Annotated in this window: 7 protein-coding genes; 2 read left to right on the top strand and 5 right to left on the bottom strand. The window is 63.7% G+C overall.

Annotation, left to right across the window (positions count from 1 at the left end; all coding sequences use genetic code 11):
• Nucleotides 1–365: 365 nt before the first annotated feature.
• The gene (locus QOL62_RS18080) at nt 366–989 is read right to left on the bottom strand and encodes a YbhB/YbcL family Raf kinase inhibitor-like protein (protein WP_283407129.1); all 624 of its coding nucleotides are present in this window, start codon (nt 987–989) and stop codon (nt 366–368) included.
• 21 nt (nt 990–1,010) lie between these two features.
• Nucleotides 1,011–1,274: a DUF2171 domain-containing protein gene (locus QOL62_RS18075; RefSeq protein ID WP_103728739.1), complete on the bottom strand. Its 264-nt coding sequence runs from the start codon at nt 1,272–1,274 to the stop codon at nt 1,011–1,013.
• Between the two features lie 185 nt (nt 1,275–1,459).
• Here QOL62_RS18075 and QOL62_RS18070 point away from each other — a divergent pair, with 185 nt between their 5' ends.
• Both QOL62_RS18070 and QOL62_RS18065 read left to right on the top strand, forming a co-directional pair.
• Nucleotides 1,460–2,041: a hypothetical protein gene (locus QOL62_RS18070; protein WP_283407128.1), complete on the top strand. Its 582-nt coding sequence runs from the start codon at nt 1,460–1,462 to the stop codon at nt 2,039–2,041.
• 4 nt (nt 2,042–2,045) lie between these two features.
• Nucleotides 2,046–2,669, top strand: coding sequence for a glutathione S-transferase (locus QOL62_RS18065; protein WP_283407127.1), 624 nt, complete (start codon nt 2,046–2,048; stop codon nt 2,667–2,669).
• Between the two features lie 41 nt (nt 2,670–2,710).
• Here QOL62_RS18065 and QOL62_RS18060 read toward each other — a convergent pair whose 3' ends face one another.
• The 3 genes from QOL62_RS18060 to QOL62_RS18050 form a co-directional block, all read right to left on the bottom strand.
• On the bottom strand, nt 2,711–3,994 hold the full coding sequence (locus QOL62_RS18060; RefSeq protein WP_283407126.1) for a cystathionine gamma-synthase family protein: 1,284 nt from the start codon (nt 3,992–3,994) through the stop codon (nt 2,711–2,713).
• Nucleotides 3,995–4,179: 185 nt separating this feature from the next.
• On the bottom strand, nt 4,180–5,694 hold the full coding sequence (locus QOL62_RS18055; RefSeq protein ID WP_283407125.1) for an MFS transporter: 1,515 nt from the start codon (nt 5,692–5,694) through the stop codon (nt 4,180–4,182).
• A 131-nt stretch (nt 5,695–5,825) separates the two neighbouring features.
• On the bottom strand, nt 5,826–6,572 hold the full coding sequence (locus tag QOL62_RS18050) for an SDR family oxidoreductase (protein WP_283407124.1): 747 nt from the start codon (nt 6,570–6,572) through the stop codon (nt 5,826–5,828).
• Nucleotides 6,573–6,629: the final 57 nt, after the last annotated feature.

Genomic DNA, 6,629 nt, shown 5'->3' with positions numbered 1-6,629 from the left:
GGCGCCGTCGCCCACATGTCCCTTCATCAAAAACTACAATGTCAAAGATCCGAACCCCCTCTCGAAGGTCCCGCCGAACAGTAAAGCCGGACAACTACACATCCCCGATTTCTATCTCGAGGAGCACGTTGCCCGTCTATGTCGGCGACCGCAGCAGCCGGTGAAGGCCGGTGTGTTCCGCTGCGGTGAAAGCGCCTCTAAAACCCACCCACGATTCGGTCAAACACTAATTTCAAAAATGTTCTCAACAGAACCCGGTGACCACGATGCGCCTCGTCCAGGCACCCATATGGGCAGACCCTTCAGACCTTCAAGAGCGGATCTGAGTGCAAGCCAACCCTACGCTCAGATCCGGTCGAACTCAGCTAGGTCTGAGGAATTGCCGCGCTCTCCGCTCCGGAGAACGTGGTTGACGGCTCCTCACGCGAATACGTGCCGACGTGCATGCCAGCTGCCATCACGCGGCCGGAGAGCGCCTCCAGGAAATCAGCGCGTCCGGCTCCTTCTTCGAGACCCAGCGGTTCCGACAAGGCGAAGAGCTGGAACACGTAGTCGTGAGTGCCATGTCCGCTGGGCGGATCGGGCGGAAGCCAGCCTGACGTCAGATAGCTGTTCCTGCCTATATGATAGGCAGCCGGCCGGTCGAGCGACGGCTGCAAGGCTCCCTCAGGAAGGGAGTTCATGTTTGCCGGCAGATCCCACGACAGCGCATGTACGAGCGGATGCGGCATCGGCGCGTCTGGATCTTCGACGATCAGGGCAAGGCTTACTGCTCCTGCCGGGACCTGTGACCAGGTAAGAGGAGGCGATATCCCTTCCCCGTCCGCCGTGAACCGGGCGGGAAGCCGGGCACCATTGGCGAACGCCGGGCTGGACAGATCGATGGCGTTCGCCAAGCCCTGGCTCCGCTCAACGATCGCAAGTTTGGAATGGCCAGCCCGCACGTTGCGCAGGAGCGAGCCAAGCCAGGCCGGAATGTGCTCGAGCATCAACTCGCTCCCTTATGCGTCCTAGTTCGTGTCCGTGATGGGCCGACCGCCCTCCTCTTCTTCGAACAGGATGGCGACATCCCCGTTTGCAGAGAGCCGGACCTGATTGCCCTCCACTTCGGCGACCAGTCCGCCCGAAACGTAGTGATGGTGGTCACCATGCGAGCCGCTGTCCGCCTTGGTCATCTTGATGCGATCGCCATCGACCTTGTCCACAGTGCCGATGTGCACGCCATCCGCGCCTATGATTTCCATATGCTCCTTGATCCGGCTCAGGTCAGCCATTGGTGCGTCTCCTTCTCTGCGCATATGACGCTACAACGTGCGAGGCGGACATTCGGCTGTCGCCTGCCCAACAGGCTGGCGCATGCAGGCCTCGACCGGTAGCGATCGCTCGCGCCGAACGCCCGCCTTTGCTATCGGCCAGCCTCCTTCCGGGCACGCACCGTGCCGATGCTGTCGAGACCATGATGCCGAATGCCAAAGACCTCAGCCGCCTGGGGCAAAAAGTCGCCGCCGCCCATGGGTGGCCTGCTGCCAAGGCCTTCAAGGCCTATATATGGAGCGAAGCGGATCAGGCCCGGATTGCCCGCTGCGCGGCCGATCTTCTGACAGTCTTCCCCACAGGGCCGGGTACGTTCGCTCCCCTGTGCGCCGCTCTTGCCGTGCAGCTCGATCGCAGCCTCGATGCGCCTGTCCACGTGGTTGCAGGAACCCTCCGCCTAGACGGCACTCCGGTGCTGGACTTTCCGGCCGGAACAGCGGAGTACTCTGCTCTCGAAGAAGACCGACGGGGGCACGCATGGATCATGATCGGTGCGCACATTGTGGACCCCGCCATTTTCCGGCTGGCCTATTCAGCCGACGGCCCGGCCGAACTTTCTCGCCATGTTCTGTCCGTCTTCGGGCCAGACAAGGCCGTCTATGCCGATCAGTGGCGCCGGACCGCGCGGCTTGGTCTCACGTATGAGCCTCACCGGGTGCTGAGCGCGCCTGAGGTAGATCGACTGATGGGCGCCGCCTATCAGTTGATAGCAGCGCGATCAACCTGAACGGATGTCTGTGCCCATTCTCTACAGTTTTCGTCGCTGCCCCTACGCGATGCGCGCAAGACTCGCCCTGGCCGTCAGCGAAACACGGTGCGAGCTGCGCGAAGTGAAGCTCGCTGCGAAGCCGTCTGCCATGCTGGAGGCTTCGCCGAAGGGTACGGTACCGGTGCTTGTCCTGCCCGGGGGAGAGGTGATCGACGAGAGCCTCGATATTATGCGCTACGCTCTGTCGCGAAACGATCCGGAAGCGTGGCTGGCGAATGACGATCCCGATCTGATCGCCGGCAATGACGGCCCGTTCAAGCATCATCTCGATCGCTACAAATATCCGGAACGCCATGGCTCGGACCCGCTGATCCACCGGGAGCATGCCATGAACTTCCTGCGCCAGGTGGAGGACCGCCTAACCATGTCGCCCCACCTTGCCGGGAAAGGCCGCGGTATGGTGGACGCGGCTGTCGCGCCCTTCGTCAGGCAGTTCGCGGCCGTGGCGCCGCTCTGGTTCGAGGAACAGAAATTGCCCCGTCTGCAGGGCTGGCTGGCCGACTTCCTCGCGAGCGAGCTTTTCAGAGCCGTGATGCTCCGACCCCGGCCCTGGACGCCAGAGCAACCGCCTCTGTTCTTCCCGTAGAGGGGACCCTCTCCTGCATCCTGCGCATGGGCCATGAACGCTCAGGCGGCTGCCAAGGCCTGCTCCAGGTCGGCGATGATATCTTCGGGATGTTCGATGCCGATGGAAAGCCGCACGGTCGACTGAAGGACGCCGATCCGCTCGCGTATGTCGGCCGGGAATCCGGAGTGGGTGGTCGTGGCAGGATGGCTCGCCAGTGACTCCGTGCCACCGAGGCTCACCGCCAGCTTGAAGATCTGCAGCGCGTTGAGGAAGCGGAACGCCGCCGGCTGACCACCTGCGATATCGAAAGCGAATGTCGATCCTGCGCCGCTGGTTTGGGCTGCTACGACCTCGGCGGACCTTGAACCTGCGGGGTAGAAGGCGGGAAAGGCGACCTGTTGGACCTTGGGGTGGTCCCGCAGGAACGTGGCGGCGCGGAGCGCATTGGCATTGGCCCTATCCATGCGCAGGCCAAGCGTCTCGAGCGAACGGCTCAACATCCAGCAGCTGTGCGCGTCAAGCTGCGTCCCGATGGCGCTGCGCAGGAGGCGCACCTCCCTCATCAGCTTCGCCGAACCCAAGGCAGCCCCCGCAACCAGATCCGAGTGGCCCCCGACATACTTGGTCAAGGAGTATACCGATATATCCGCGCCTCTTTCCAGGGGGCGCTGAAACACGGGGCCTAGCAAGGTGTTGTCGCACACAAGGAGCGGGCGGTGGCCCTGCCGGACGCCTATGGCGTCACAGATCCGCTTCATCAGCGCGATGTCGACAAGGCTGTTGGTGGGATTGGCCGGCGTTTCGATCAGTACGATCGAAAGCCGCCCGGCCTCCATCGCCCGCTCTGCCGCGTCTTCGACGGCGGCTTCGTCCAAACCGTCCGCGAAGCCGACGGCGCTCATCCCGAGGTTCGCCAGCGTGCGGGTCAGCAGCGTTTCCGTTCCGCCGTAGAGCGGCTGGGAGTGCAGGATCGTATCTCCGGGGCGGGCGAAGGCGAGCACCGTCGTCGTGATCGCCGCCATGCCGGAAGAGAAGACCACGCCGGCTTCCGCGCCTTCGAACACTGCCAGCCGATCTTCGACGATTTCGCTGTTGGGATGGTTGAACCGTGAATAGACCAGCCCCCGCCCCTGCCCCGGCGGCGGTTCCTTGCGACCGGCCACATAGTCGAAGAAGTCGCGCCCCTCTTCCGCCGTGGGGAATACGAAGGTCGACGTCAGGAAGACGGGCGGCTTCACCGCGCCTTCCGAGAGAAAGGGGTCATAACCGTAGTTCAGCATCAGCGTATCGGGATGCAGACGGTGCGCTCCGATCGCCGTCTTGCTTTCGCGCGGTGCCGTCATCTCATCTCTCCCTAGGCGTCAGCCGGACAGGCATTACTGATCCGGTGAACGCCCCGGCGTCAACAGTGCTCCGTTTCGCCGCTGCGGATGACGGAACGGCCAGCGACATATCCACCGGGCTTGCGGGATGCACCGGCAGGATCTTTCCGGGGGGCGCCTCCTCTCCAGCGCTTGCGGCTCGCCACTCATCGAAGTGCCGTTCTCAGCGCCTTGCGCTTGCGCATCCGGGTCAGCCGCAGCCGCACGCGTGCGTCGCGTACGAGCGAGGGCGGAAGTTCGGTAATGACCCTCAGGCCCGCCACACTGGAGCTGTTGCGAATGGCGCGCAGGGTGCGGCCCACGACCTGCTCGACCATCTCCCGCCGCTCTATCTCGCCCTCTTCCGCCACCAGCGAGAGGCGGTGAACCGCATAAAGCCCCAGGACACCTGCCAGAAGAAAGTAGAAATCCCAATGGCTAAGCCGCAGCGGAAAGGACACCGTTCCGGCAGGGCTTGTCCAGCTCAGCAGCAGTTCCAGCTTCCGAGCCGAAAAGAAATCGGCCAGCAACCCGCCAAGGATGGGCGCCAGCCCGGCGGCCAGAGCGATCGCGACGGCGTTCGTCGCGACATAGGCCGTGGCCTCGCCCTTGGGCGAAAGCTTGAGGGCGATCGCGGTGGAGGCGAGCGTGACGCCCGCGACCGACGCGCCCATCAGCACGTGCAGGAAACCGAGCCATCCGATCACGAAGGTCGCGTTACTGGACTGCGACGCACCGATCATCGCAACGATCCCCAGGATGTACGCCGGTGCGGACACCATGAGCACGGTCTTGTTCGAGAACCTGTCCGTGAGCGTGCCCCAGAAGCGCAACGCCAACAGGTTCGCCAACTGGCTTATCGCACTCAGCACCATCACCATGCTTACATCGAAGCCGAGCTGCTGAACGATGAATACGGTGAAGAAGGGCGTCGCCAGATTCACCGCGACCTGCCAACTGACGACGAAGGCCAGGAGCCTCCGGAAGTTGAGGTCGGTAAGAGGCGCGCGAAGGAGGCGCAGCAACGGTATCCGTCCACCGGCAGGCGCCATCAGCGGCTCCGGCATGCGGGCGACGATGGCGGCGCTCACCATGCCCATCGTGCACCCTACGATGAACATCGCGGCGAAGGCGAGACTTCGGCCCGATGAGCCGGCGGCCGTGCGCTCCAGGATGTAGGCAGCGGCCAGGCCGGCGATCAGGGTGATGCCGGCTGTCCACGCGGTCCGCCGGGCGAACACACTTCCAAGCCGGTTCTCAGGCGCCAGGTCGCGCATCCAGGCGTTCCATGCGCAGCCGCCGAACGCACTGAGGCCGCACAGGACGTACTGCGCGGCAAGAAAGATGAGAAGCGGCAAGGTGCCCGTGAAGAAGGCCGTGGCGGCCATCACCGGCAGCATCGCGCGCCCCACGACGCTGGTCAGGACCGCGATACGCTTGCGGGCGCGAAGTCGTTCCACCACGGCGATTGCGGGAATTTGGAGCAGCTGAGTGATGAATGGTGCGCTGGCCAGCACGCCGACCCACAGGTTGCTTGCGCCCAAATGAAGGGCGAAGGCGGTGAGCACGACGCCGCTCGTCAGCGCGCCCGTGCTACTGGAGAACGCCGCCTCGAAGACCAGCAATCGCAGGCCACGTTCCCGTTCGTCGTCAGTAAGATGAGGCTGCGGGGCCAAGCTCACGGGATCACCTTGGGTAGCCAAGTGAACGAGGGCGAAAACATCTACACGGCCAAATAGTTCTCCATCAGGGACAAGGCCATGCTCGCAGGCCGAGTGAGCGGCCGCCCGGCGTCAACCGGAGGAAGGGCGGATCAGGCGGTTTTCTGACGCAGCGGCTCGATGCGCAGCATCGGGATGTCGCATCGACTGGCGCGGGTCATGACGAATGAGACAGCCTCCGCGATTTCTTCGGCGAACAGCATCTCGGACCGGCTGATCGCCTCCCTCTGCTCTTCCGCACTGCACATCTGCATGTCGCTGCCAACGGATCCCGGCTCGATCACGGTGACCCGCACGCCCTTGTCGGCGACTTCCTTGCGCAGGGTCAGAGCAAAATGATTGATACCGCCTTTGGTCGCAGCGTAGACGCTCTCGCCCGCGGCCATGATTTCCACGCTGATCGAGCTTATCAGGATGATCAGCCCGCTCTCCTGCCTCAGCATCCGCTTCAGTGCCGCGCGGGTGCAGCCGAGATAGCCGCTGAGATTGGTGTCCACGACATAGCGCCAGTCCTCATCGGCCATTTCATGCAAGGCCTGGGCTCCGAGCGCCGCGCAAGCGACGAGGACATCGATGCCGCCAAGCTGTGCGTCCACCGCCGCGAACACCTTCTCGATGTCCTCTGCCTTGCCAGCGTCCGCTGTGAGGCCGCAGGTCTCCGGAAGGTTCGCTTCTCGAAGCACCTCTTTCAGCGGCGCCTCGTCGCGGCCGAAGGTCAGCACTTTCGCACCTTGCTCCGCCAGGCTGAGAACGATGGCGCGGCCAATACCGGTGGTGCCGCCAGTGACGAGAATCCTCTTGCCTGCGATCGGCTCGTGGGGCGCCTTTTGCTGTGTCATGGCCGCTGAACGAGGCTGGCGAGCAGAAAGTTTCGCTGCCCGAAACCTATGTCGCTT

The sequence above is a fragment of the Novosphingobium panipatense genome (assembly GCF_900182875.1).
GTDB lineage: Bacteria > Pseudomonadota > Alphaproteobacteria > Sphingomonadales > Sphingomonadaceae > Novosphingobium > Novosphingobium panipatense.
The sequence above is the reverse complement of the archived record's forward strand: the minus strand, read 5'-3'. Positions and strand labels throughout refer to the sequence as shown.